The organism is Pseudomonas sp. NFACC32-1, assembly GCF_900101215.1.
Taxonomy (GTDB): domain Bacteria; phylum Pseudomonadota; class Gammaproteobacteria; order Pseudomonadales; family Pseudomonadaceae; genus Aquipseudomonas.
The window spans coordinates 369,075-391,710 of record NZ_FMUL01000004.1 but is presented as its reverse complement, the minus strand read 5'-3'; the positions used below and the strand labels follow the sequence as shown (position 1 = coordinate 391,710).

The 22,636-nt window shown below is 61.7% G+C and carries 21 protein-coding genes; 1 reads left to right on the top strand and 20 read right to left on the bottom strand.

All coding sequences use genetic code 11. From position 1 onward, the window contains the following. Positions 1-27: 27 nt before the first annotated feature. The 6 genes from BLP99_RS09775 to BLP99_RS09750 form a co-directional block, all read right to left on the bottom strand. Positions 28-663: a protein-L-isoaspartate(D-aspartate) O-methyltransferase gene (locus BLP99_RS09775; protein ID WP_172679635.1), complete on the bottom strand. Its 636-nt coding sequence runs from the start codon at positions 661-663 to the stop codon at positions 28-30. A 41-nt stretch (positions 664-704) separates the two neighbouring features. Beyond that, positions 705-1,454 (bottom strand): 5'/3'-nucleotidase SurE, encoded by a 750-nt coding sequence (surE, locus tag BLP99_RS09770; protein WP_072387909.1) that lies wholly within the window; start codon positions 1,452-1,454, stop codon positions 705-707. Continuing rightward, complete coding sequence (truD, locus tag BLP99_RS09765; protein WP_072387911.1) at positions 1,442-2,500, bottom strand: tRNA pseudouridine(13) synthase TruD; 1,059 nt, start codon at positions 2,498-2,500, stop codon at positions 1,442-1,444. The genes surE and truD overlap by 13 nt, the downstream gene beginning before the upstream one ends. After that, a complete protein-coding gene (gene ispF, locus BLP99_RS09760; RefSeq protein ID WP_072387913.1) occupies positions 2,497-2,970 on the bottom strand; it encodes a 2-C-methyl-D-erythritol 2,4-cyclodiphosphate synthase in 474 nt (157 codons plus the stop codon). Before ispF ends, truD begins: the two co-directional genes overlap by 4 nt. A gap of 92 nt (positions 2,971-3,062) precedes the next feature. Further along, positions 3,063-3,923, bottom strand: coding sequence for an S-formylglutathione hydrolase (fghA, locus tag BLP99_RS09755; protein WP_176776498.1), 861 nt, complete (start codon positions 3,921-3,923; stop codon positions 3,063-3,065). Between the two features lie 83 nt (positions 3,924-4,006). Then, positions 4,007-5,119 (bottom strand): S-(hydroxymethyl)glutathione dehydrogenase/class III alcohol dehydrogenase, encoded by a 1,113-nt coding sequence (locus BLP99_RS09750; RefSeq protein ID WP_072387917.1) that lies wholly within the window; start codon positions 5,117-5,119, stop codon positions 4,007-4,009. 107 nt (positions 5,120-5,226) lie between these two features. Between BLP99_RS09750 and BLP99_RS09745 the strand changes: the two genes are divergently transcribed. After that, positions 5,227-6,123, top strand: a complete 897-nt coding sequence (locus BLP99_RS09745) for a LysR substrate-binding domain-containing protein (RefSeq protein WP_072387919.1) — start codon at positions 5,227-5,229, stop codon at positions 6,121-6,123. 165 nt (positions 6,124-6,288) lie between these two features. On the opposite strand, the gene ispD is transcribed toward BLP99_RS09745, so the two are convergent. The 14 genes from ispD to BLP99_RS09675 form a co-directional block, all read right to left on the bottom strand. Beyond that, the gene (gene ispD / locus BLP99_RS09740; protein ID WP_072387921.1) at positions 6,289-6,996 is read right to left on the bottom strand and encodes a 2-C-methyl-D-erythritol 4-phosphate cytidylyltransferase; all 708 of its coding nucleotides are present in this window, start codon (positions 6,994-6,996) and stop codon (positions 6,289-6,291) included. Further along, entirely contained in the window at positions 6,993-7,271 is a 279-nt protein-coding gene (ftsB, locus tag BLP99_RS09735; RefSeq protein ID WP_072387923.1) for a cell division protein FtsB, read from the bottom strand. The genes ispD and ftsB overlap by 4 nt, the downstream gene beginning before the upstream one ends. A 171-nt stretch (positions 7,272-7,442) precedes the next feature. Then, positions 7,443-8,732: a phosphopyruvate hydratase gene (eno, locus tag BLP99_RS09730; RefSeq protein WP_072387925.1), complete on the bottom strand. Its 1,290-nt coding sequence runs from the start codon at positions 8,730-8,732 to the stop codon at positions 7,443-7,445. Between the two features lie 154 nt (positions 8,733-8,886). Further along, a complete protein-coding gene (gene kdsA, locus BLP99_RS09725) occupies positions 8,887-9,732 on the bottom strand; it encodes a 3-deoxy-8-phosphooctulonate synthase (protein WP_072387927.1) in 846 nt (281 codons plus the stop codon). A gap of 4 nt (positions 9,733-9,736) precedes the next feature. Continuing rightward, complete coding sequence (locus BLP99_RS09720; protein ID WP_072459449.1) at positions 9,737-11,368, bottom strand: CTP synthase; 1,632 nt, start codon at positions 11,366-11,368, stop codon at positions 9,737-9,739. A gap of 274 nt (positions 11,369-11,642) precedes the next feature. After that, complete coding sequence (tilS, locus tag BLP99_RS09715; RefSeq protein ID WP_072430848.1) at positions 11,643-12,971, bottom strand: tRNA lysidine(34) synthetase TilS; 1,329 nt, start codon at positions 12,969-12,971, stop codon at positions 11,643-11,645. 134 nt (positions 12,972-13,105) lie between these two features. Next, complete coding sequence (locus BLP99_RS09710; RefSeq protein ID WP_072387933.1) at positions 13,106-14,053, bottom strand: acetyl-CoA carboxylase carboxyltransferase subunit alpha; 948 nt, start codon at positions 14,051-14,053, stop codon at positions 13,106-13,108. Positions 14,054-14,203: 150 nt separating this feature from the next. After that, positions 14,204-17,725 (bottom strand): DNA polymerase III subunit alpha, encoded by a 3,522-nt coding sequence (gene dnaE / locus BLP99_RS09705; protein ID WP_072387936.1) that lies wholly within the window; start codon positions 17,723-17,725, stop codon positions 14,204-14,206. A gap of 231 nt (positions 17,726-17,956) precedes the next feature. Further along, the gene (rnhB, locus tag BLP99_RS09700; protein ID WP_165887910.1) at positions 17,957-18,601 is read right to left on the bottom strand and encodes a ribonuclease HII; all 645 of its coding nucleotides are present in this window, start codon (positions 18,599-18,601) and stop codon (positions 17,957-17,959) included. Between the two features lie 11 nt (positions 18,602-18,612). Next, positions 18,613-19,743 (bottom strand): lipid-A-disaccharide synthase, encoded by a 1,131-nt coding sequence (gene lpxB / locus BLP99_RS09695; RefSeq protein WP_092180239.1) that lies wholly within the window; start codon positions 19,741-19,743, stop codon positions 18,613-18,615. Positions 19,744-19,745: 2 nt separating this feature from the next. Then, positions 19,746-20,522, bottom strand: a complete 777-nt coding sequence (gene lpxA, locus BLP99_RS09690; RefSeq protein ID WP_072387942.1) for an acyl-ACP--UDP-N-acetylglucosamine O-acyltransferase — start codon at positions 20,520-20,522, stop codon at positions 19,746-19,748. After that, on the bottom strand, positions 20,519-20,959 hold the full coding sequence (gene fabZ / locus BLP99_RS09685; protein ID WP_072387944.1) for a 3-hydroxyacyl-ACP dehydratase FabZ: 441 nt from the start codon (positions 20,957-20,959) through the stop codon (positions 20,519-20,521). The genes lpxA and fabZ overlap by 4 nt, the downstream gene beginning before the upstream one ends. Before the next feature lie 107 nt (positions 20,960-21,066). Then, positions 21,067-22,122 carry a UDP-3-O-(3-hydroxymyristoyl)glucosamine N-acyltransferase gene (gene lpxD / locus BLP99_RS09680; protein ID WP_072459451.1) on the bottom strand — a complete coding sequence of 352 codons (1,056 nt, stop codon included), beginning with the start codon at positions 22,120-22,122 and terminating at the stop codon, positions 21,067-21,069. A gap of 3 nt (positions 22,123-22,125) precedes the next feature. Beyond that, positions 22,126-22,629, bottom strand: coding sequence for an OmpH/Skp family outer membrane protein (locus BLP99_RS09675; RefSeq protein ID WP_024779019.1), 504 nt, complete (start codon positions 22,627-22,629; stop codon positions 22,126-22,128). Positions 22,630-22,636 lie beyond the last annotated feature (7 nt).

Genomic DNA, 22,636 nt, shown 5'->3' with positions numbered 1-22,636 from the left:
CGGAATTCAGCCTCTGTTTATAAATGCTCAGGCCAACGGCCCATTGAGTAACGGCACGAACCGCACCGCCCCCAGGACGTGTCGCGAAAAGCCATGTTCTTCCCGCACGATCAGCATCAATTGCTGTACTTCGCCGGCGCCCACCGGGATGACCATGCGTCCACCCGGTGCGAGTTGATCCAACAGGGCCTGGGGCACATCGGTCGCCACGGCCGTGACGATGATTCCGTTATAAGGCGCCAGGGCTGGCCAGCCTTCCCAGCCGTCGCCCCAGCGAAATACCACGTTGCGCAGGTTCAGCTCCACCAGGCGCTCCTTGGCGCGATCCTGCAGCACCTTGATCCGTTCCACGGAAAACACCCGCTCCACCAGTTGCGACAAGACCGCCGTCTGGTAACCCGAACCGGTGCCGATCTCCAGCACCTTGTCCAGCGGGCCCGCCTCCAGCAGCAACTCGCTCATGCGAGCCACCATATAAGGCTGGGAAATGGTCTGGTTATGGCCGATCGGCAACGCCGTGTCTTCATAGGCCCGATGGGCCAGGGCTTCATCGACGAACAGATGCCGCGGCGTACGGCGAATCACTTCCAGCACCTGGGCGTTGGACAGACCTTCTTCGTAGAGCCGCTGGATCAGTCGTTCACGGGTCCGCTGGGAAGTCATGCCGATCCCGCGGCGTAGCATATCGTCTTGCTCACGAGCCATCAGTGCAGCCCCTCCAGCCAGCCATCGAGATGTCGGAAGGCATCATTGAAGGTGCGGTCGAGCTGCAACGGCGTGATCGAGACATAACCTTGCATCACCGCATGGAAATCCGTGCCCGGCCCGCCATCCTCGGCATCACCGGCGGCGGCGATCCAGTAGCCGGCCTTGCCCCGCGGGTCGACCACATGCATGGGCCGGGCGGCGCGGGCGCGGTGGCCCAGGCGGGTCAGCTGGATGCCGCGGATATGGTCCAGAGGCAGGTTCGGGATATTCACGTTCAGCACCGTGCGTGGCGGCAGGTCCAGTTCACCGTGGGCCTGCACCAACTTACGGGCGAAATAGGCGGCAGTGGGCAAATTGTCGACCTGCCGCGAAACGAACGAGAAAGCAAACGACGGATGATCGAGGAAGCGACCTTCCAGGGCAGCGGCGACCGTACCGGAATAAAGCACGTCATCGCCCAGGTTGGCCCCCAGGTTGATACCCGAAACCACCATGTCCGGTTCGCGTTCCAGCAAACCGTTGAGGCCCAGGTGCACGCAGTCGGTGGGGGTGCCGTTGAGACTGATGAAACCGTTATCCAGGTAGCAGGGGTGCAGCGGACGGTCGAGCGTCAGCGAGCTGCTGGCGCCGCTTTTGTCCTGGTCCGGGGCGATGACCACGCACTCGGCAAAATCCGCCAGCGCAGCATAAAGCGCGGCAAGACCGGGTGCTGTCACCCCGTCGTCGTTAGAAATCAGAATACGCATGGGCTGTCCGTCTGCCCTACCGGCACCAGATCGACGAGTTCGCGCACCAAGGCAGTGGCGAAACATCCGGCCGGCAGGACGAATTCCAGTTGCAGAATGTCAGGCTGGGGATAATGCCACGACAGCCCGCCAATGGGCAGTCGCAGGATGCGACGTTCGTGATTCATTCCCGCGTTTATCAACCAGTCCCGCAGATCGGCCTCCCCCTCGGCAACAGCCTGTTCCAGCTCGAAGGTGGCGCCAGCGGCGGGCGAAGGCCCCTCGCCCCACTGCGGTCCGGTCGGGTGCAGGTCGAGGATTGCCAGGCGCGGATCGCTGCATTCGGCTTCGCCGGCAGGGAAAAAACTGCGGCTGTCGGTGAAGGCCAGCAAGTCGCCAACCTGTGCCTTTTGCCAGGTTCCATCGGCTACCCGTGCCGCCAGTACCCGATTGAACAGATAACTGCGCGCGGCGGATAACAGCCTCGAGCGTACATTGCGCTGCTCCGGCAGGGCGCTGCGGGCAGCCCAGGCGCGCGCATCCACGACATTGCCGCCATCGTGCCCGAACCGCTGGGCGCCGAAATAGTTGGGGATGCCCTGGCGAGCGATCGTCTGCAGGCGAGCATCGACCGCCGCGCTGTCGCCCTTGAACCCAGTGAGCCGCAAGGTAAAGCCATTGGCCGAATGCGCGCCACGTTGCAGCTTGCGCCTGTGGCGGGCGGTCTTGAGAATCTTCAGTGTGTCGTTCTGCGCCGCCGAAAGGTCCGGGTCGGCCTTGCCGGGCAACTGGATGCTGAACCATTGCCGGGTCAGGGCCTGGCGGTCCTTGAGTCCCGCGTAGCTGACGGTGCGCAACGGCACGCCGGCAGCCTTGGCAATGCGCCGGGCGGCCTCCTCGGTGTTCAGGTCACGCTTTTCAACCCAGAGCCACAGGTGCTCGCCATCGCCGGTCAGTGGAATATCCAGCACTTCATCGACCTGGAAATCCTCGGCGGTGGCTTTCAGTACCGCACTGCCCAGCGACTCACCATAGGCACGCGGCCCCAACAGTTCCAGTTCGGTCATGGGCGCAGCAACAAGGCAACGGAATGGACGGCGATGCCTTCTTCGCGGCCGACGAAGCCCAGCTTCTCGGTGGTGGTGGCCTTCACGTTCACCTGGTCGATGCCGACCTGGAGATCCTCGGCGATCAACTGGCGCATCGTTTCGATGTGCGGTGCCATCTTCGGAGCCTGGGCCACGATGGTGTTGTCGACATTGCCGACCGTCCAGCCCTTGGCGTGGATCAGCGACACCACGTGGCGCAGCAGCGCACGGCTGTCGGCGCCCTTGAATTGCGGATCGGTATCAGGGAAATGCTTGCCGATATCGCCCAACGCGGCGGCGCCGAGCAAGGCATCGCTCAAGGCGTGCAGCAAGACGTCACCATCAGAATGCGCGAGCAGCCCGAAACCATGTGCGATCCGCACACCGCCCAGAGTAATGAAATCGCCTTCAGTGAACCGGTGAACATCATAGCCGTGGCCAATACGCATAAAAAAACGCCCTGATTTCTGTCAGGGCGTGATTCTACCTGCATTAGAGGTAGGGGTGTTCTCAATTAGTCTTCCCGACGTGGTGGAAAAAACTAACCGATTGCCCTCCCGAGCGCGCGGGCATGATGTTGCAGGTGATCGTCGATGAAACTGGCGATGAAGTAGTAGCTGTGGTCATAGCCCGGTTGCAGGCGCAACTCCAGGGGATGGCCGGCCGCCTTTGCCCCCTGCTGCAAGGCTTCGGGCTTGAGCTGGTTGGCCAGGAAGTCGTCACGGTCGCCCTGGTCCACCAGCAAGGGCAGCTTCTCCTCCGCTTCGGCGATCAGCGCACAGGCATCCCATTCCCGCCATTTGGAACGGTCCTCTCCCAGGTAACGGGAAAAAGCCTTTTGCCCCCAGGGGCAATCCATCGGATTGGTGATCGGCGAAAATGCCGACACCGACTGGTAACGACCCGGATTGCGCAAGGCGCAGACCAACGCCCCATGCCCACCCATGGAGTGCCCGCTGATACTGCGCTTGTCCGAGGCGGGGAAATGGGTCTCGACGAGCGCAGGCAACTCCTGCACCACGTAGTCATACATCCGATAGTGCCGCGCCCAGGGTTCCTGCGTGGCATTCAGATAAAATCCCGCGCCCAGGCCGAAGTCCCAGGCACCGTCCGGATCCCCCGGTACATCGGCCCCACGGGGGCTGGTGTCCGGCGCGACAATGATCAACCCCAGCTCGGCGGCCATGCGCTGGGCGCCGGCCTTCTGCATGAAGTTCTCGTCGGTGCAGGTCAGCCCCGACAGCCAGTACAGCACAGGCAGCTTGCCGCCCTGCTCGGCCTGGGGTGGCAGGTAGACGGCGAATACCATGTCACAGCCAAGCACTTCGGAACGATGCCGGTAACGCTTGTGCCAGCCGCCGAAGCTTTTCTGGCAAGAGATGTTTTCGAGGTTCATGGACATTCCAGTGGCAAGCGCCAAGCTTCAAGCTGCAAGAGAGTGCCAGGCCTACTTGCAGCTTGTAGCTCGCCGCTTGCCGCTGCTCCTTAGAAATGAATGACGGTGCGGATGCTCTTGCCTTCATGCATCAGGTCGAAAGCCTTGTTGATGTCTTCCAGGCCCATGGTATGAGTGATGAAAGTATCCAGTGGAATCTCGCCCTTCTCGGCCATTTCCACGTAGCTCGGCAGTTCGCTGCGACCACGCACGCCACCAAACGCCGAACCGCGCCAGACGCGCCCCGTCACCAACTGGAATGGACGGGTGGAGATTTCCTGGCCGGCACCGGCCACGCCGATGATTACCGACTCGCCCCAGCCCTTGTGGCAGCACTCCAATGCGGCACGCATCAGCTGGACGTTGCCGATGCATTCGAAGGAAAAGTCCACGCCGCCATCGGTCATGTCCACAATGACCTCCTGGATCGGACGGTCGAAGTCCTTCGGATTGACGAAATCGGTGGCGCCCAGTTGCCGGGCGATTTCGAACTTGGACGGGTTGATGTCGATGGCGATGATGCGCGAGGCCTGGGCTTTCACGGCGCCGATCACAGCCGACAGGCCGATGCCGCCCAGGCCGAAGATCGCCACGGTATCACCCGGCTTGACCTTGGCCGTATTGAGCACCGCGCCGATACCGGTGGTGACGCCACATCCCAACAGGCAGACTTTTTCCAGCGGTGCATCCTTGGCGATCTTGGCGACGGAGATTTCCGGCAACACGGTGTACTCGGAGAAAGTCGAGGTTCCCATGTAGTGGAAGATCGTCTCGCCCTTGTAGGAAAAACGCGAAGTGCCATCCGGCATCAGGCCCTTGCCCTGGGTAGCACGGATGGCCTGGCAGAGGTTGGTCTTGCCCGACTTACAGAATTTGCACTGGCCGCACTCGGGTGTGTACAGCGGAATCACATGGTCGCCCACCGCCACGGAGGTCACGCCTTCGCCAATGGCCTCGACGATGGCGCCGCCTTCATGACCGAGGATCGACGGAAAAATCCCTTCCGGGTCGGCACCCGACAGCGTGTAGGCGTCAGTGTGGCAGACACCGGAAGCCACCACGCGCAGCAACACTTCGCCAGCCTTGGGCATGGCGACGTCGACTTCAACGATTTCCAGGGGTTTCTTGGCCTCGAAGGCAACGGCGGCGCGCGACTTGATCATCCTGTAGCTCCAGCAAATAAAAACGAGACAGGGAGTGTAATCCGCCTGCAGCCAGGGAATAATCCAGCCAAAAGCAAAACATTATTGCCATACAGGGATAATCCTCCATGTCCGATAATCGCTGGGAAGGGATCGACGAGTTCGTCGCCGTGGCCGAATGCAGTCAGTTCACCGCCGCAGCGGAGCGTCTTGGTGTGTCGTCTTCCCACATCAGCCGCCAAATCGTACGGCTTGAGGAGCGTCTTCAGACCCGACTGCTTTATCGCAGCACCCGCCGCGTCACGCTCACCGAGGCCGGGCAGACGTTCCTGCAGCACTGCCAACGCCTGCAGGATGGCCGCGAGGAAGCCCTTCGCGCGGTGGGCGACCTCGCCAGCGAGCCCAAGGGCATGCTGCGAATGACTTGTGCCGTGGCCTATGGCGAACGTTTCATCGTGCCGCTGGTGACACGTTTCATGGGACTTTATCCACAACTGCGGGTGGACATCGAACTGAGCAACCGCCCCCTCGATCTCGTCCATGAAGGACTGGACCTGGCGATCCGCCTGGGCCGCTTGCAGGACTCACGTCTGATTGCCACCCGCCTGGCGCCACGGCGCATGTACTTGTGTGCCTCGCCGTCCTATCTGGAACGGTATGGCCGGCCCCATAGCCTGTCGGAGTTGAGCCGCCACAATTGCCTGATCGGTAGCTCCGATCTTTGGCAACTGGAACAGAACGGGCGGGAATTTTCCCAACGAGTGCAGGGAAACTGGCGCTGCAACAGCGGGCAAGCGGTGCTGGATGCGGCGTTGCAAGGGGTGGGGTTGTGTCAGTTGCCGGATTACTACGTGCTGGAGCATCTGCACAATGGTGCGTTGATCTCGCTGTTGGAAGCCCATCAGCCGCCGAATACGGCAGTATGGGCGTTATATCCACAGCAGCGACATCTGTCGCCCAAGGTGCGCAAGTTGGTGGATTACTTGAAGGAAGGGTTGGCGCAGCGGCCGGAATATCGGGGGTGACCGGGTCTTTGTTGCCTGGGCTGAGGTTATCGCGAGCAAGCTCGCTCCCACAGGGGTTTATCGTCGAATGATGGACAACTGTTCACACCGGTTCATTGTCGGAGCGAGTTTGCTCGCGATGACGTCGGCCCAGATGATGACAATCCAACGAGGGGCAGATCCCGCTTAATGCCGATTCGCCCAACGCTGGCGCAACCACTCCAGGTCTTCGGGTCGAGTGACCTTGATATTGTCGGCCCGCCCTTCGATCAACCGTGGTGCCTGTCCCGCCCATTCCATGGCGGAGGCTTCATCGGTAATCACCGCGTCCGCGACCAGGCTGTCGGCAAGGGCCCGATGCAAGGCACCGAGGCGAAACATCTGCGGTGTATAGGCTTGCCAGATCACGCTGCGGTCGATGGTTTCCAGCACTCGGCCATGCCGGTCGACCCGCTTGAGGGTGTCGCGCGCCGGAACAGCCAGCAGGCCGCCGACCGGATCGCTCGCCAGCTCGCCGAGCAATGTATCGAGATCGTCCCGGGCCAGGTTGGGCCGGGCCGCGTCATGCACCAGCACCCAATCGTGATCGTCGGCACCCTGGGCATGCAGGTGCAACAAGGCATTGAGCACCGAGTCCGAACGCTGCGCGCCGCCGTCCACGCGCTGGATGCGCGGGTCGTTGGCGCAGGCCAGGGTTGGCCAGTAGGGATCGTCGCATGCAACGCTGACCACCACGCCCTTGACGGTCGGATGATCGAGGAAACAGCCAAGGCTGTGTTCAAGAATTGTGCGTCCGCCCAGTTGCAGGTACTGCTTGGGACGGTCCGCGGCCATACGGGCTCCGACGCCCGCGGCAGGAATCACGGCCCAGAAGGCCGGCAAACGAATACTCATTGGGCCAACTGGTAGAGGGTCTCGCCCTCCTTGACCATGCCCAACTCATGGCGAGCCCGCTCTTCGACGGTCTCCATGCCTTTTTTCAGCTCCATCACTTCGGCGTCCATCACCCGGTTGCGCTCCAGCAGTGCCTCGTTCTCGGCACGCTGCTCGGCAATCTGCTGAGTCAGGTCGGCCACTTGCGCCAGGCTGCCATTACCTACCCACAGGCGGTACTGCAGGCCGGCCAGCAACAGGAGCAAGACAAGAAACAACCAATTGGGACTGCGCATCGAATATCGGGTATCCAGTGAAAAAAGACCGCCATGCCAAACTTTGAAGCACCTGATAGCACGAAGCCTGGAAAACCCAGGCTTGTGCTTGATAAGGCATCAGATTAGAGGGAAAGCCACCGTTATGGCGACTTTTCCGACACAATCCGCTGTCTTTTTACCATTTACCGCTTAACCGCGAAACTCGGCACGACCGTTGTACTTGGCCTTGCCATTCAACTGCTCTTCGATACGCAGCAGTTGGTTGTACTTGGAAACGCGGTCGGAACGGCACAGCGAACCGGTCTTGATCTGGCCCGCCGCGGTGCCCACCGCCAGGTCGGCGATGGTCGAATCCTCGGTTTCACCGGAGCGGTGGGAGATCACGGCGGTGTAGCCGGCAGCCTTGGCCATCTGGATGGCTTCCAGGGTCTCGGTCAGGGTGCCGATCTGGTTGAACTTGATCAGGATCGAGTTGGCGATCTGCTTGTCGATGCCCTCTTTCAGGATCTTGGTGTTGGTCACGAACAGATCGTCACCCACCAGCTGGGTCTTGGCACCGATCTTGTCAGTGAGGATCTTCCAGCCAGCCCAGTCGGACTCGTCCAGGCCATCTTCGATGGAGATGATCGGATAACGCTCGGTCAGGCCCTTGAGGTAGTCGGCGAAACCTTCGGCGGTGAACACCTGGCCTTCGCCGGACAGGTTGTACTTGCCGTCTTCGAAGAATTCACTGGCGGCGCAATCCAGGGCCAGGGTCACGTCGGTGCCCAGCTTGTAGCCGGCGTTGGCCACGGCTTCGGAGATGACTTTCAGGGCGTCTTCGTTAGAGGCCAGGTTCGGTGCGAAACCGCCTTCGTCGCCCACCGCGGTGCTCAGGCCGCGTGCCTTCAGCACTGCCTTGAGGTGATGGAAAATCTCGGTGCCCATGCGCAGGCCTTCGGAGAAGGACTTGGCGCCAACCGGCTGCACCATGAACTCCTGGATGTCGACGTTGTTGTCGGCATGCTCGCCGCCGTTGATGATGTTCATCATCGGCACCGGCATCGAGTAGACGCCAGGGGTACCGTTGAGGTTGGCGATGTGCGCGTACAGCGGCAGGTCCTGGTCCTGGGCGGCGGCCTTGGCGGCGGCCAGGGATACGGCGAGGATCGCGTTGGCGCCCAGGGAGGCTTTGTTCTCGGTACCGTCGAGCTTGATCATGGCCTGATCGAGGGCTTTCTGGTCGGCAGGGTCCTTGCCCAGCAACAGGTCGCGGATCGGACCGTTGATGTTGGCGACGGCTTTCAGCACGCCCTTGCCCAGGTAACGGCTCTTGTCGCCATCACGCAGCTCCAGCGCTTCGCGCGAGCCAGTGGAAGCACCGGACGGCGCGCAGGCGCTGCCGATGATACCGTTATCGAGAAGCACGTCCGCTTCGACAGTGGGGTTGCCACGGGAGTCGAGAACTTCACGACCTTTGATGTCGACGATTTTTGCCATTGTTGTAAACACTCCAAAGTTGACGAAAACGACGCAGCGAGAGGAAATCTTTTACCGTCGGCGGGAAGACAGCAGCGGGCAGGCTTGCCGACGATAACGCCCGGCCCGCAGGCCAGAGCGTTTGTCGAGCGGTACTTTACCGGAGAAAACCGGGTTACGCGGTTTCTATCGTCGGAAAACCCTTGACCAGCTCATCCAATGCCTTGAGCTGAGACAGGAATGGTTCCAGCTTGTTCAAGCGCAAGGCGCAAGGACCGTCGCACTTGGCATTGTCAGGGTCCGGGTGGGCCTCCAGGAACAGGCCCGCCAGGGACTGGCTCATGCCGGCCTTGGCCAGGTCGGTCACCTGGGCGCGGCGTCCGCCAGCGGAGTCGGAACGACCGCCAGGCATCTGCAGCGCATGGGTGACGTCGAAGAACACCGGATACTCGAACTGCTTCATGATGCCGAAGCCGAGCATGTCCACCACCAGGTTGTTGTAGCCGAAGCTGGAGCCGCGCTCGCACAGGATCAACTGGTCATTGCCGGCCTCTTCGCACTTGCTCAGGATGTGTTTCATTTCCTGGGGCGCGAGGAACTGGGCTTTCTTGATGTTGATCACCGCGCCGGTCTTGGCCATCGCGACCACCAGGTCGGTCTGGCGCGACAGGAAGGCCGGCAGCTGGATGATGTCGCAGACCTCGGCGACGACCGCAGCCTGATAAGGCTCGTGGACGTCGGTGATGATCGGCACGCCGAAGGCTTGCTTGATGTCCTGGAAGATCCGCATGCCCTCTTCCAGGCCCGGGCCACGGTAGGAAGTCACCGACGAGCGGTTGGCCTTGTCGAAGCTGGCCTTGAAGACGTAGGGGATGCCCAGCTTCTGGGTCACCTTCACGTATTCCTCGCACACCTGCATCGCCATGTCGCGGCTTTCCAGCACGTTCATGCCGCCGAACAGCACCATGGGCTTGTCGTTGGCAATCTCGATGTCGCCGACGCGGATGATCTTCTGGGCCATCGTCTTATGCCTTTTTCCGGTGTTGAGCCAAAGCGGCCTTCACGAAACCGCTGAACAGCGGGTGGCCGTCCCGTGGCGTCGAGGTGAACTCGGGATGGAACTGGCAGGCCACGAACCATGGATGATCCGGGGATTCCACCACTTCCACCAGCGCGCCGTCACCGGAGCGACCGGAAATCTTCAGGCCCGCCTCGATCAGCTGCGGCAGCAGGTTGTTGTTCACTTCGTAGCGATGACGGTGACGCTCGACGATCACGTCCTTGGCATAGCACTGGTGCACCAGGGAGCCTGGCTCGAGCAGGCATTCCTGGGCGCCGAGGCGCATGGTGCCACCCAGGTCGGAGGCTTCGGTACGGACTTCGACGGCGCCGGTGGCATCTTCCCACTCGGTGATCAGGCCCACGACCGGGTGGCCGCTGGCACGATCGAATTCGGTGGAGTTGGCGTCCTTCCAGCCCATCACGTTACGGGCGAACTCGATGACGGCCACTTGCATGCCCAGGCAGATGCCCAGGTATGGCACCTTGTTTTCACGTGCGTATTGGACGGCGGTGATCTTGCCTTCCACGCCCCGCAGGCCGAAACCGCCCGGTACCAGGATCGCATCGGCGCCTTCCAGCAGGCCGATGCCCTGGTTCTCGATGTCTTCGGAATCGATGTAGCGCAGGTTGACCTTGGTGCGGTTGCTGATGCCGGCGTGACTCATCGCCTCGATCAGCGATTTGTAGGCATCCAGCAATTCCATGTACTTGCCGACCATGGCGATGGTGACTTCGTGCTCCGGGTTGAGCTTGGCATCGACCACGGCGTCCCATTCGGACAGGTCGGCGCCAGCGCATTGCAGGCCGAAACGCTCGACGACGAAATCGTCCAGGCCCTGGGAGTGCAGGATGCCGGGGATCTTGTAGATGGTGTCGGCGTCTTCCAGGCCGATGACCGCGCGCTCTTCAACGTTGGTGAACTGGGCGATCTTGCGGCGCGAAGAGATGTCGATCGGGTGGTCGGAGCGGCAGATCAGCACGTCCGGCTGCAGGCCGATGGACCGCAGTTCCTTGACCGAATGCTGGGTCGGCTTGGTCTTGGTTTCGCCGGCGGTGGCGATGTACGGCACCAGGGTCAGGTGCATGAGCATCGCACGCTTGGCGCCGATTTCGAAACGCAACTGGCGGATAGCCTCGAGGAACGGCTGGGACTCGATGTCGCCCACGGTACCGCCGATCTCCACCATCGCCACGTCGGCATCGCCGGCACCCTTGATGATGCGGCGCTTGATTTCGTCGGTGATGTGCGGAATGACCTGGATGGTCGCACCCAGGTAGTCACCACGACGTTCCTTGCGCAGCACGTGCTCGTAGACGCGGCCGGTGGTGAAGTTGTTGTTCTGGGTCATGGTCGTGCGGATGAACCGCTCGTAGTGGCCCAGGTCCAGGTCGGTCTCGGCGCCGTCGTGGGTGACGAACACTTCGCCGTGCTGGAACGGGCTCATGGTGCCCGGGTCGACGTTGATGTACGGGTCCAGCTTGAGCATGGTGACCTTAAGTCCCCGCGCCTCCAGGATGGCCGCCAATGAAGCCGAGGCAATGCCTTTCCCCAATGAAGAAACAACACCGCCCGTGACGAATATGTAGCGCGTCATGAAAAACCCTAGAAGTCTGCGTTAAAGCGGTCCGAGCCGCCGGGGAAAGCGAAGGAAGGCCGAAGCCCCCGATCACCTGCATTAATCACAGTGCACCTTTCAAAAAAACCGCCGCGTTGGGACAGACCGGAGGTGAAATCACCGGTACGTTGCTCGCTACACATTTTTTGGAATCGCCCAGCAAAGACTGCTTGGTAATCGGCAACTCCTGCAATTCAGGCGAATCCACAGAAGTTGTATCAAGAAGGGAGCGTAGTCTACCGGAAAGCCCCTTTCAGCTCAAACCCAGATCTTGTCCCGATGGTTGCCAGCCCAATCGCCAGGTGCCATCGCGGTCGCCATCCAGCCCTGGCAGGTTGGCCACCGCCAGCAGTTGCCCGCCCCGGTACAGCAGCGGCAATCGGCCGCGAACGAAGGCCGGCACGCCCCTCTCGTTGAGCAAGCGCTTGAGATCCCGATGGCCACGCCCGGGCAGCTCCATGACCTCGCCACCTTGACGATAGCGCAGGCAAAGCGGGCCGGCAGGAGGGCTGCCGACAAGGAACACCCGGCCATTTCCTGGCAACCGCACGAAATCAGCCGCCTCTGGCCACTCGACGGTGCCCGAGACGGGACGCAACCAGTGGTCGGATAACCACCAGGCTCGTCCGCCGGCCCGATGCAGCTCACCTGCGGCCAGTCGCCAGACAGGCCGCGCGTCGTCCGCTGCGTCGCGCAGTGACTCCCAGCCGGCCCAGTGGTCACTGTCGGGCAACGTCGTCTGCGTCGCCAGCCAATGGCTCAAGGCGTTGCGTTGCCGGGCCGGCGACAATGCCTGAAGAGGCGCGAGTTCCAGCGAAGGCAGCCCAAGCCAGTCGAACGCTCCAGGCGTCATGGCCCGGGCCAGGTCGATCCGTGCCAGGTCATCGAGCAACCCCTGGGCCTCACCCAGATGCGCGGCGCTGCGAGCCAGGGTCATCGAAGCCTGGGGCCATTGCTCGACCAGCCGCGGAAAGACCCGTTGGCGCAGGTAATTGCGTGCGTACCGCTGATCGTCGTTGGAGGGGTCTTCGATCCAGCTCAGGCCCTGTTGCGTCGCATAGGCCTGCAGCTCGGCCCGAGACACCTCCAGCAGCGGCCGCAGCAGATGCCCCTGGCCCAGCGGACGCTGCCTCGGCATGGCCGACAGGCCCCTGGCTCCTGCCCCTCGCAGCAAACGAAACAACAGGGTTTCGGCCTGATCGTCGCGGTGCTGGGCAACGAGCAGCGCTTCATTGCCGTGGGTCGCCGCGGCGAAGGCTTCATAACGCGCGTCCCGGGCGGCACGCTCGATGCTGGCGCCGGGCTTGACCTGGACATGAACCACCTGCAACGGGACCTCAAGGGCCTCGCAGACCGAACGACAGTGGTCCGGCCAGGTGTCAGCCACAGCCTGCAGGCCATGATGGACATGGATCGCGCAGAGCGTTGGCAGGGAATGGCTTTTTGAGAGAGACGCGAGCAGGTGCAACAGGACGGTGGAGTCGAGACCGCCGGAGAAGGCGATGCGCCAAGTGGTGGCGTTGCGCCAGGGGGATAACTGTGTGAGGAGCCGGGTTGGCAGATCAATCCTGGACGGGTTCATAGAAACTGACCTTCACACAAATCGAATGTGGGAGCGGGCTTGCTCGCGATAACGGTGTTTCAGTCAACGTATCTGTTGAATGTTAAACCGTTATCGCGAGCAAGCCCGCTCCCACACAGGGTACAGCGCTCGGATCAGAGGCCGTAGCTCATCAACCGCTCATAGCGACGGGCCAGCAACGCGTCGTTGTCGAACTTCTTCAGCATCGCCAACTGCGAGCTCAGCTCGGCACGAATCAATGCCGCGGCTGCGGCCGGATCGCGGTGGGCGCCGCCCACGGGTTCGTTGATGACCTTGTCCACGATTCCAAGGCCTTTGAGGCGCTCGGCGGTGATGCCCATGGCTTCGGCGGCATCCGGCGCTTTCTCGGCGGTTTTCCAGAGGATCGAGGCGCAACCTTCCGGCGAGATCACCGCGTAAGTGGAATATTGCAGCATGTTCAACTGGTCGCAGACACCGATAGCCAATGCACCACCGGAACCACCCTCACCGATCACGGTGGCGATGATCGGGGTTTTCAGCCGTGCCATTACCCGCAGGTTCCAGGCAATCGCTTCGCTCTGGTTGCGCTCTTCGGCATCGATCCCCGGATAGGCGCCCGGCGTGTCGATGAAGGTCAGGATCGGCATCTTGAAGCGTTCGGCCATTTCCATCAGGCGGCAAGCCTTGCGATAACCTTCAGGACGCGGCATGCCGAAGTTGCGGCGTACTTTCTCGCGAACTTCGCGGCCCTTCTGATGACCGATCACCATGACTGGCTTGTCTTCCAGACGGGCCACACCACCGACAATCGCGGCGTCGTCGGCAAAGTGACGGTCGCCGTGCAGCTCATCGAATTCGGTGAAGATGTGTTCAATGTAGTCCAGGGTGTATGGACGACGGGGATGACGTGCCAGGCGCGCGATCTGCCAACTGGTCAACTTGCCGAAGATGTCTTCGGTGAGCGTGCGGCTTTTGTCCTGCAGACGAGAGATTTCATCGCCGATATTCAGCGAATTGTCATTACCGACCAAGCGCAACTCTTCGATCTTGGCTTGCAGGTCGGCGATCGGCTGTTCGAAATCTAGAAAATTCGGGTTCATAGGCGTCCGTCTTGGGTCGACGTCCAAGAGAGCTTGGGCCGGCCGGTTGTCTATTCGCGCCCTACCTTAAGGGAGAGGCGCGTTCAGGTCGAGATTAAAAATTCGGGTTGAGGTCAGGGGTGCTCTGGGTCCAAGAGTGGCCCCTGGCCGTCAACGGTATTGGAGGAAGACGTTGTCTTTGCCGAACTGGTCACGCAAGGCTTGAATCAACGCATCCGCCGGATCGATCCGCCAGCCTTCGCCGAACTGCAGCACGGCCTTGGCGTCGGGGCGCACGTACTCCATGGTGATCGGGCAGGCACCGCGATGGCGAGTGAACAACTCTCCCAGCCAGCGTAGCTGATCGCCCTTGAGGTCCTGGGTCTGCAACTTCAGGCGCAAGCTCTCGGCCAGGTTGGTACGGGCATCCTCCATGCTCATCACCCGCTTGACCCTCAACCGCAGGCCACCGGAGAAGTCGTCATTGCTCACCTCGCCTTCCACCACCACCATGGCGTCGGTCTGCAACAGCGACTGCGCGGAGTGGAACGCATCGGCAAACAGCGAAGCCTCGATGCGCCCGGAACGGTCGTCCAGGGTGATGAACCCCATCTTGTCGCCCTTCTTGTTCTTCATGACCCGCAGGGCAATGATCATACCGGCGACCGTCTGCGTATCGCGGGCCGGCTTCAGGTCGATGATGCGCTGGCGGGCGAAGCGGCGGATCTCGCCTTCGTATTCATCGATCGGGTGGCCGGTGAGGTACAGCCCCAAGGTGTCCTTCTCGCCCTTGAGGCGCTCCTTGAGGGTCAGCTCCTTGGCCTTGCGATGATTGCTGTAGACGTCGGCATCTTCCTCGACGAACAGACCGCCGAACAGGTCGGCATGGCCACTGTCGTGGGTACGGGCCGTCTGCTCGGCCGCCTTGATCGCTTCCTCCATGGCCGCCAGCAATACCGCGCGGTTGCGGTCGATGTTGGCTTGATAGGCCTTGGGCTCATCATGGAAATAAGGCCCCAGGCGATCCAGCGCGCCGCTGCGGATCAAGCCGTCGAGGGTGCGCTTGTTGATGCGCTTGAGATCGACCCGGGCGCAGAAATCGAACAGGTCCTTGAACGGCCCGTCCTGGCGCGCTTCGGTGATGGCTTCCACCGGCCCCTCGCCCACGCCCTTGATCGCACCCAGGCCGTAGATGATGCGGCCTTCGTCGTTCACCGTGAACTTGAACTCCGAAGCGTTCACGTCCGGCGCGTCGAGGCGCAACTTCATGGTCCGCACTTCTTCGATCAAGGTCACGACCTTGTCGGTGTTGTGCATATCCGCCGACAGGACGGCTGCCATGAACGGTGCCGGATAATGCGCTTTGAGCCAGGCAGTCTGGTAGGAAACCAGGCCATAGGCGGCAGAGTGGGATTTATTGAAGCCGTAGCCGGCGAACTTTTCCACCAGGTCGAAGATGTTGCCGGCCAGGTCCGCATCGATGCCGTTGTTGGCGCAGCCCTCGATGAAGCCACCGCGCTGCTTGGCCATTTCCTCGGGCTTCTTCTTACCCATCGCCCGGCGCAGCATGTCCGCGCCGCCGAGGGTATAGCCCGCCATCACCTGGGCAATCTGCATCACCTGTTCCTGATACAGGATGATGCCGTAGGTCGGAGCCAATACCGGCCTGAGACCGTCGTACTGGTAATCGGGGTGCGGATACGCCAGCTCGGCACGACCGTGCTTACGGTTGATGAAGTCATCCACCATGCCCGATTGCAGCGGGCCCGGACGGAACAGGGCCACCAGAGCGATGAGGTCTTCCAGGCAGTCGGGCTTGAGCTTCTTGATCAGTTCCTTCATGCCACGGGATTCGAGCTGGAACACCGCCGTGGTTTCGGCTTTCTGCAGCAGGTTGTAGGTCGGCTTGTCATCCAGCGGAATGAAGGCGATATCCAGGGGCTCTTCGCCTGCCCTGGCCCGGTCGCGGTTGATGGTTTTCAATGCCCAGTCGATGATCGTCAGGGTCCGCAGCCCCAGGAAGTCGAACTTCACCAGGCCCGCTGCCTCGACGTCGTCCTTGTCGAACTGGGTCACCAGGCCATCGCCCTCTTCGTCGCAGTAGATCGGCGAAAAGTCGGTCAGCTTGGTCGGCGCGATCACCACGCCACCGGCGTGCTTACCGACGTTGCGCACCACGCCTTCGAGCTTGCGGGCCATTTCCCAGATTTCCGCGGCCTCTTCATCGACCTTGATGAAGTCCCGCAGGATTTCTTCCTGCTCATAGGCCTTTTCCAGGGTCATGCCGACTTCGAACGGAATCATCTTCGACAGGCGATCGGCCAGGCCATAGGACTTGCCCTGCACCCGCGCCACGTCTCGCACCACCGCCTTGGCCGCCATGGAACCGAAGGTGATGATCTGGCTTACGGCGTTGCGGCCGTATTTCTCCGCCACGTAGTCGATCACCCGGTCGCGGCCATCCATGCAGAAGTCGACGTCGAAGTCGGGCATGGATACCCGTTCCGGGTTGAGGAAACGTTCGAACAGCAGGTCGTATTCCAGGGGGTCGAGGTCGGTGATTTTCTGCACGTAGGCCACCAGCGACCCCGCACCCGATCCACGGCCCGGGCCTACCGGCACGCCGTTATTCTTGGCCCACTGGATAAAGTCCATCACGATCAGGAAGTAACCGGGGAAGCCCATCTGGATGATGATGTCCAGTTCGAAATTCAACCGGTCGACATAGACCTGGCGCTTGGCTTCGTAATCTTCGGTCGTGTCCTTGGGCAGCAGGACGCTGAGGCGTTCCTCCAGGCCGTCGAAGGAAACCTTGCGGAAATACTCGTCGATGGTCATGCCATCGGGAATCGGGAAGTTGGGCAGGAAGTGCTTGCCCAGCTTCACTTCGATGTTGCAGCGCTTGGCGATCTCGACGGTGTTTTCCAGCGCCTCGGGCAGGTCGCTGAACAACTCGGCCATTTCCTCGGCGCTCTTGAGATACTGCTGGTCGCTGTAGTTCTTGGGCCGGCGCGGGTCGTCGAGGGCGCGGCCTTCGCCGATGCAGACGCGGGTTTCGTGGGCCTCGAAATCCTCCTGCTTGATGAAACGCACGTCGTTGGTGGCCACCAGCGGCGCGCCGATCCGGTCGGCCAAGGCAACGGCGGCATGCAGGTGCTCTTCATCGTTGGGCCGGTTGGTACGTTGAACTTCGATGTAGAAGCGATCCGGGAATACGTCCATCCACTCCCGGGCCAGGGTTTCGGCTTCCTCGTTGTTCCCGCTGAGCAGCGCCAGGCCGATTTCGCCCTCCTTCGCCGCCGACAGCATGATCAGGCCTTCGCTCGCCTCGGCCACCCATTCGCGCTCGATGATGATCGAGCCGTTGCGCTGGCCATCGATGAAGCCCCGGGAAATCAACTCGGTGAGGTTGCGATAGCCCACGGCATTCATCACCAGCAGGCTGATACGGCTCAACGGCGCGTCCGGATCCTTGCTCGCCAGCCACAGGTCGGCACCACAGATCGGCTTGATTCCGCCGCCCATGGCCGCCTTGTAGAACTTGACCAGCGAACACATGTTGTTCTGGTCGGTGACCGCCACGGCAGGCATGTTCATGCCCGCGAGGGTCTTGATCAGCGGCTTGATCCGCACCAGACCATCGACCAGGGAGTATTCAGTGTGCAGGCGTAGATGAACGAATGAAGCCGGCATAGTGATCCTGCGTTAAGTCATGAGAACAACAAGGCCCGGATTGTACCGGGCCTTGGGTAAAACATCAGCCATGAGTGTCCAGCCGCGAACACGGCATTTGTGGCGAGGGTTTTGTCCCGGTTGGGCGCGAAGCGGTCCTTGAACCTGAAATCCCGTTACGTTTGACAGACTTTGGGACTGCTTCGCGGTCCAGCGGAAACCAATCCCCTCGCCACAGAAGCAGCGTTTGCATCAGGAAACAGGGCACTGACTGTTCGCGATCACCCCTTCACGGGCCTCATAGGCCAACCGCACCGGGGCGAAGGAACGCCGATGGATAGGCGTCGGCCCCAGGCGTGCCAGGGCCTCCAGATGAACGGGGGTCGGATAGCCCTTGTGGCTGCCGATGCCGTACCCCGGGTAGATCAGTTCGAAGGCGGCCATTTCCCGATCACGGCTGACTTTCGCCAGGATCGACGCCGCCGCGATAGCTGGAACCTTGCCGTCGCCCTGGATGACGGCTTCGGCGCGCATCGACAGTTTCGGGCAGCGGTTGCCATCGATCATCGCCAGTTTCGGCGTGATGTGCAGCCCTTCCACCGCACGCTGCATGGCGAGCATGGTGGCGTGCAGGATGTTCAACTCGTCGATCTCCTCCACCTCGGCCCGAGCGATGCACCAGCTCAGGGCCTTCTCGCAGATTTCATCGTAGAGTTTTTCGCGACGGGCCTCGGTGAGCTTCTTGGAGTCGTCAAGACCCAGGATTGGCCGGTTCGGGTCGAGAATCACCGCTGCCGTCACCACCGCGCCGCACAGCGGGCCGCGCCCAACCTCGTCGACACCGGCCACCAGTTCTTCCACCTCGGCCACCAGGTTGAAGTCCAGGCCCAGTTGTATCTTCGAATGGCTCATGGTTTTGCGCCGACCAGGGTCAGTACTGCATCCGCCGCCTGGTTGGAGGCGTCGCGACGCAGGGTACGGTGAATTTCATCGAAGCCACGAGTCTGCTCCTCGCCGCCGTCGATCAAGGGTAGCAGTGTACTGGCCAGCGCCTCGGGCGTCGCCTCGTCCTGCAGCAACTCCGGCACCAGCAGACGCTGGGCCAACAGGTTGGGCAGGGAGATGTAAGGGCTCTTGACCATACGCTTGAGAATCCAGAACGTCAGCGGCGCCAGGCGATAGGCGACCACCATGGGGCGTTTGTACAACAACGCTTCAAGGGTAGCAGTCCCGGAGGCAATCAACACGGCATCGCAGGCTGCCAGCGCCTGGTGGGAGCAGCCATCGAGTAACGTGACCGGCAGATCGCGTCCGGCCAGCAAGGCCTCGAGCTGGACCCGCCGTTGCGGGCTGGCACAGGGCAGGACGAAACGCACGTCGGGGCGTATCGCCTGCATGCGTTGGGCAGCGTCGAAGAACACGCTTGCCAGACGACTGACTTCGCCGCCCCGGCTGCCGGGCATCAAGGCCACCAGCGGACCGTCGGGAAGGCCCAGCGCCCGGCGGGCCTGGTCGCGATCAGCCTCCAGGGGAATGGTGTCGGCCAGGGTGTGACCGACAAACCGTACCGGCACGCCTTTCTCTTCGTAGAATCGGGCTTCGAAGGGCAGCAACGTCAGCATCAGGTCGCAGCCTTCGCGAATCTTCAGCACCCGCTTCTGCCGCCAGGCCCAGACCGACGGGCTGACGTAATGCACCGTCCTGATCCCGGCCTGACGCAACTTGAGTTCGATGTTGAGGGTGAAATCCGGCGCATCGATGCCGATGAATACATCCGGCTTTTCATCGATCAGGGTCTGGATGAGCCGCTTGCGCCGGGCCAGCAATTCCCGCAGGCGGCCGAGCACTTCTACCAGCCCCATCACCGACAGACGCTCCATCGGAAAATAGGAGGCCAGCCCCTCGGCCTGCATCAACGGTCCGCCGACACCGATGAACTCGACCGCCGGATGCTGCGCCTTGAGCGCACGCATCAGGCCCGCGCCCAGGATATCGCCGGAAGCCTCCCCCGCCACCAGCGCAACACGCAAGGTAGCCATGGTCAGCGGGTGATGCCGCGGGTCGAGGACTGGATGGAGTCGCGGAATATCGCGACTTCCGGGAACTGGGTCGCCGCTTCGGCCAACTCGGCCAACGCCTGCTCGACGGTCAGCCCCTGGCGATAGACGACCTTGTAGGCACGACGCAACGCCGCGATCGCCTCTTCGCTGAAGCCACGACGGCGCATGCCTTCGAAGTTCATGCTGCGGGCTTCGGCCGGATTGCCGAACACCGTGACATAGGCCGGGACGTCCTTGCCAATGGCGGTGCCCATGCCGGAAAAGCTGTGGGCACCGATGTGGCAGTACTGGTGTACCAGGGTGAAGCCGGACAGGATCGCCCAGTCGTCCACGTGTACATGGCCGGCCAGCGCGGTGTTGTTGACCAGGATGCAGTGGTTGCCAATAACGCTGTCGTGGCCGATGTGGGCATAGGCCATGATCAGGTTGTGGTCACCCAGGGTAGTTTCGGAACGATCCTGTACAGTGCCGCGGTGGATCGTCACGCCTTCGCGGATCACGTTGTGATCGCCGATGACCAGGCGGGTCTCCTCGCCTTTGTACTTGAGATCGGGGGTGTCTTCGCCTACCGAGGAAAACTGGTAGATGCGATTGTGCCGGCCGATCCGGGTCGGCCCCTTGAGAACTACGTGGGGCCCGATCACCGTGCCCTCGCCGATTTCCACACCTGCGCCGACAATCGACCACGGGCCGACCTCGACATCGGCGGCCAGAACGGCCGTCGGATCGATGATTGCGCGAGGGTCGATCAAACTCATAGTTTGCGTTCCGCACAAATGATTTCAGCGGAGCAGACCGGCTTGCCATCGACCGAAGCCTGGCATTCGAACTTCCAGATCTGGCGCTTGCAACTGATGAACTTGGCTTCGAGGATCAACTGGTCGCCCGGGGTCACCGGCTGGCGGAAACGCAGTTTGTCGGAGCCTACGAAATAGTAGAGCGTGCCGTCGGCGGGTTTCACGTCCATGATCTTGAAACCGAGAATCCCGGCAGCCTGGGCCATTGCCTCGATGATCAGCACACCCGGCATGATTGGATGCGCGGGGAAATGGCCATTGAAGAACGGCTCGTTGATGCTGACATTCTTGTAGGCGCGAATGCGCTTGCCTTCGACATCCAGCTCCACTACCCGATCCACCAGCAGGAACGGGTAACGGTGAGGCAGGTATTCGCGAATCTCGTTGATGTCCATCATTTCGGGAGGAAGCCTATGTAAAGATTGGGAGCGCGGATTGACGCGCACTCCGCTGGCAAATCAAGGAGGCAGTCTAGCGGCTGTGCACACTTGATATGGAAATGGTATCAGCCATCTGATGAAGCATTACCGTCAGGGGTCACGTCCCCTACACGCTTTTCCAGCTGTCGCAGACGTCGCGCCATGTCGTCGAGCTGACGAATCCGGGCCGCGCTCTTGCGCCATTCGGCCGCCGGCTGCATCGCCGTTCCGGAGGAATAGGCGCCCGGCTCGGTAATCGAGTGGGTCACCATGGTCATGCCGGTCAGGAAAACGTTGTCACAAATGTCGATGTGCCCCACCAGCCCTACGCCACCGGCGAGCATGCAATGCTTGCCGATCTTGGTGCTGCCGGAAATGCCCACGCAGGCGGCCATGGCCGTGTGATCGCCGATCTGGACGTTGTGGGCAATCTGGATCTGGTTGTCGAGCTTGACGCCGTTGCCGATGATCGTGTCTGCCAACGCACCGCGGTCGATGGCCGTATTGACGCCGATCTCCACATCGTCGCCGACGGTCACGCCACCGATCTGGGCGATCTTCTGCCAGACACCCTTCTCGTTGGCAAAACCGAACCCTTCGCCACCCAGCACCGCGCCGGATTGAATCACTACCCGCTTGCCGATGCGCACATCGTGATACAGGGTGACCCGGGGGGCCAGCCAACCGCCCTCGCCGATCTCGCTACGCGCGCCGACGAAGCAGTGAGCCCCCAGGGTGACCCCCGCACCGATGCGCGCCGCACTCTCGATGACCACGAAAGGCCCGATGCTGGCGGTAGGATCCACCACGGCATCGGCGGCGATCACCGCGCTGGGATGAATGCCGGCAGGTGCCTTGGGCTTGGGGTCGAACAGATGGGAAATCCGTGCATACGCCAGGTACGGGTCGGGCACGATCAGGGCGTCACCATGGAACCCCTCGGCATCGGCAGCCTTGAGCAACAGCGCGGCAGCGCGGCTGTCTGCAAGGTACTTTCGGTACTGGGGATTTGCCAGGAAGCTCAACTGAGCTGGGCCAGCCTCTTGTAAAGTGGCCAGCCCAGTAATTGCCTTCTCCGGGTCGCCACGCAGGGTGGCGCCGAGGAACTCGGCCAGCTGGCCAAGCTTGATAGTCGCTGTCATGGATTACTTCAGCTGATTCATGCGCTCGATGACCTGGCGCGTGATGTCGTACTGAGGCTTGACATCGATCACTGCGCCACGCTCGAACACCAGGTCAAAACCACCCTTCTTGATGACTTCTTCCACGGCGCTGTCGAGCTTGGGCTTGAGCTGCTTGAGCATTTCACGGTCAGCCACGGCTTTCGCTTCGTTCAGCTCCTTGGACTGGAACTGGAAGTCACGGGCCTTTTGCTTGAACTCGAGCTCCAGGCGCTCACGCTCGCCCTGGGCCATCTTGTCGCCACCGGCCACCAGACGATCCTGGATGCCCTTGGCGCTGCTTTCCAGGCTCTTGAGCTTGGTCAGCTGCGGGCCGAACTTCTTCTCGGCATCCACGGCGTATTTCTTAGCCGCGTCGGATTCCAGCAGGGCCATCTGATAGTTCAGCACGGCGATCTTCATGTCGGCAAAAGCCGGACCTGCGACCAGTACGGTCGCCAGGAGAACCAATTGAGTCAACTTACGCACGATGTAC

Bases quoted from the DNA above. Each gene is read 5' to 3' on its own strand.
- lpxB (WP_092180239.1), bottom strand. From the start codon at position 19,743: ATGGCTACCTTGCGTGTTGCGCTGGTGGCGGGGGAGGCTTCCGGCGAT.
- dnaE (WP_072387936.1), bottom strand. From the start codon at position 17,725: ATGCCGGCTTCATTCGTTCATCTACGCCTGCACACTGAATACTCCCTG.
- kdsA (WP_072387927.1), bottom strand. From the start codon at position 9,732: ATGGCCCAGAAGATCATCCGCGTCGGCGACATCGAGATTGCCAACGAC.
- BLP99_RS09745 (WP_072387919.1), top strand. From the start codon at position 5,227: ATGTCCGATAATCGCTGGGAAGGGATCGACGAGTTCGTCGCCGTGGCC.
- ftsB (WP_072387923.1), bottom strand. From the start codon at position 7,271: ATGCGCAGTCCCAATTGGTTGTTTCTTGTCTTGCTCCTGTTGCTGGCC.
- lpxA (WP_072387942.1), bottom strand. From the start codon at position 20,522: ATGAGTTTGATCGACCCTCGCGCAATCATCGATCCGACGGCCGTTCTG.
- fghA (WP_176776498.1), bottom strand. From the start codon at position 3,923: ATGTCCATGAACCTCGAAAACATCTCTTGCCAGAAAAGCTTCGGCGGC.
- fabZ (WP_072387944.1), bottom strand. From the start codon at position 20,959: ATGATGGACATCAACGAGATTCGCGAATACCTGCCTCACCGTTACCCG.
- BLP99_RS09775 (WP_172679635.1), bottom strand. From the start codon at position 663: ATGACTTCCCAGCGGACCCGTGAACGACTGATCCAGCGGCTCTACGAA.
- eno (WP_072387925.1), bottom strand. From the start codon at position 8,732: ATGGCAAAAATCGTCGACATCAAAGGTCGTGAAGTTCTCGACTCCCGT.
- BLP99_RS09710 (WP_072387933.1), bottom strand. From the start codon at position 14,053: ATGAACCCGAATTTTCTAGATTTCGAACAGCCGATCGCCGACCTGCAA.
- lpxD (WP_072459451.1), bottom strand. From the start codon at position 22,122: ATGACAGCGACTATCAAGCTTGGCCAGCTGGCCGAGTTCCTCGGCGCC.
- surE (WP_072387909.1), bottom strand. From the start codon at position 1,454: ATGCGTATTCTGATTTCTAACGACGACGGGGTGACAGCACCCGGTCTT.
- ispF (WP_072387913.1), bottom strand. From the start codon at position 2,970: ATGCGTATTGGCCACGGCTATGATGTTCACCGGTTCACTGAAGGCGAT.
- truD (WP_072387911.1), bottom strand. From the start codon at position 2,500: ATGACCGAACTGGAACTGTTGGGGCCGCGTGCCTATGGTGAGTCGCTG.
- tilS (WP_072430848.1), bottom strand. From the start codon at position 12,971: ATGAACCCGTCCAGGATTGATCTGCCAACCCGGCTCCTCACACAGTTA.
- ispD (WP_072387921.1), bottom strand. From the start codon at position 6,996: ATGAGTATTCGTTTGCCGGCCTTCTGGGCCGTGATTCCTGCCGCGGGC.
- BLP99_RS09750 (WP_072387917.1), bottom strand. From the start codon at position 5,119: ATGATCAAGTCGCGCGCCGCCGTTGCCTTCGAGGCCAAGAAACCCCTG.
- BLP99_RS09720 (WP_072459449.1), bottom strand. From the start codon at position 11,368: ATGACGCGCTACATATTCGTCACGGGCGGTGTTGTTTCTTCATTGGGG.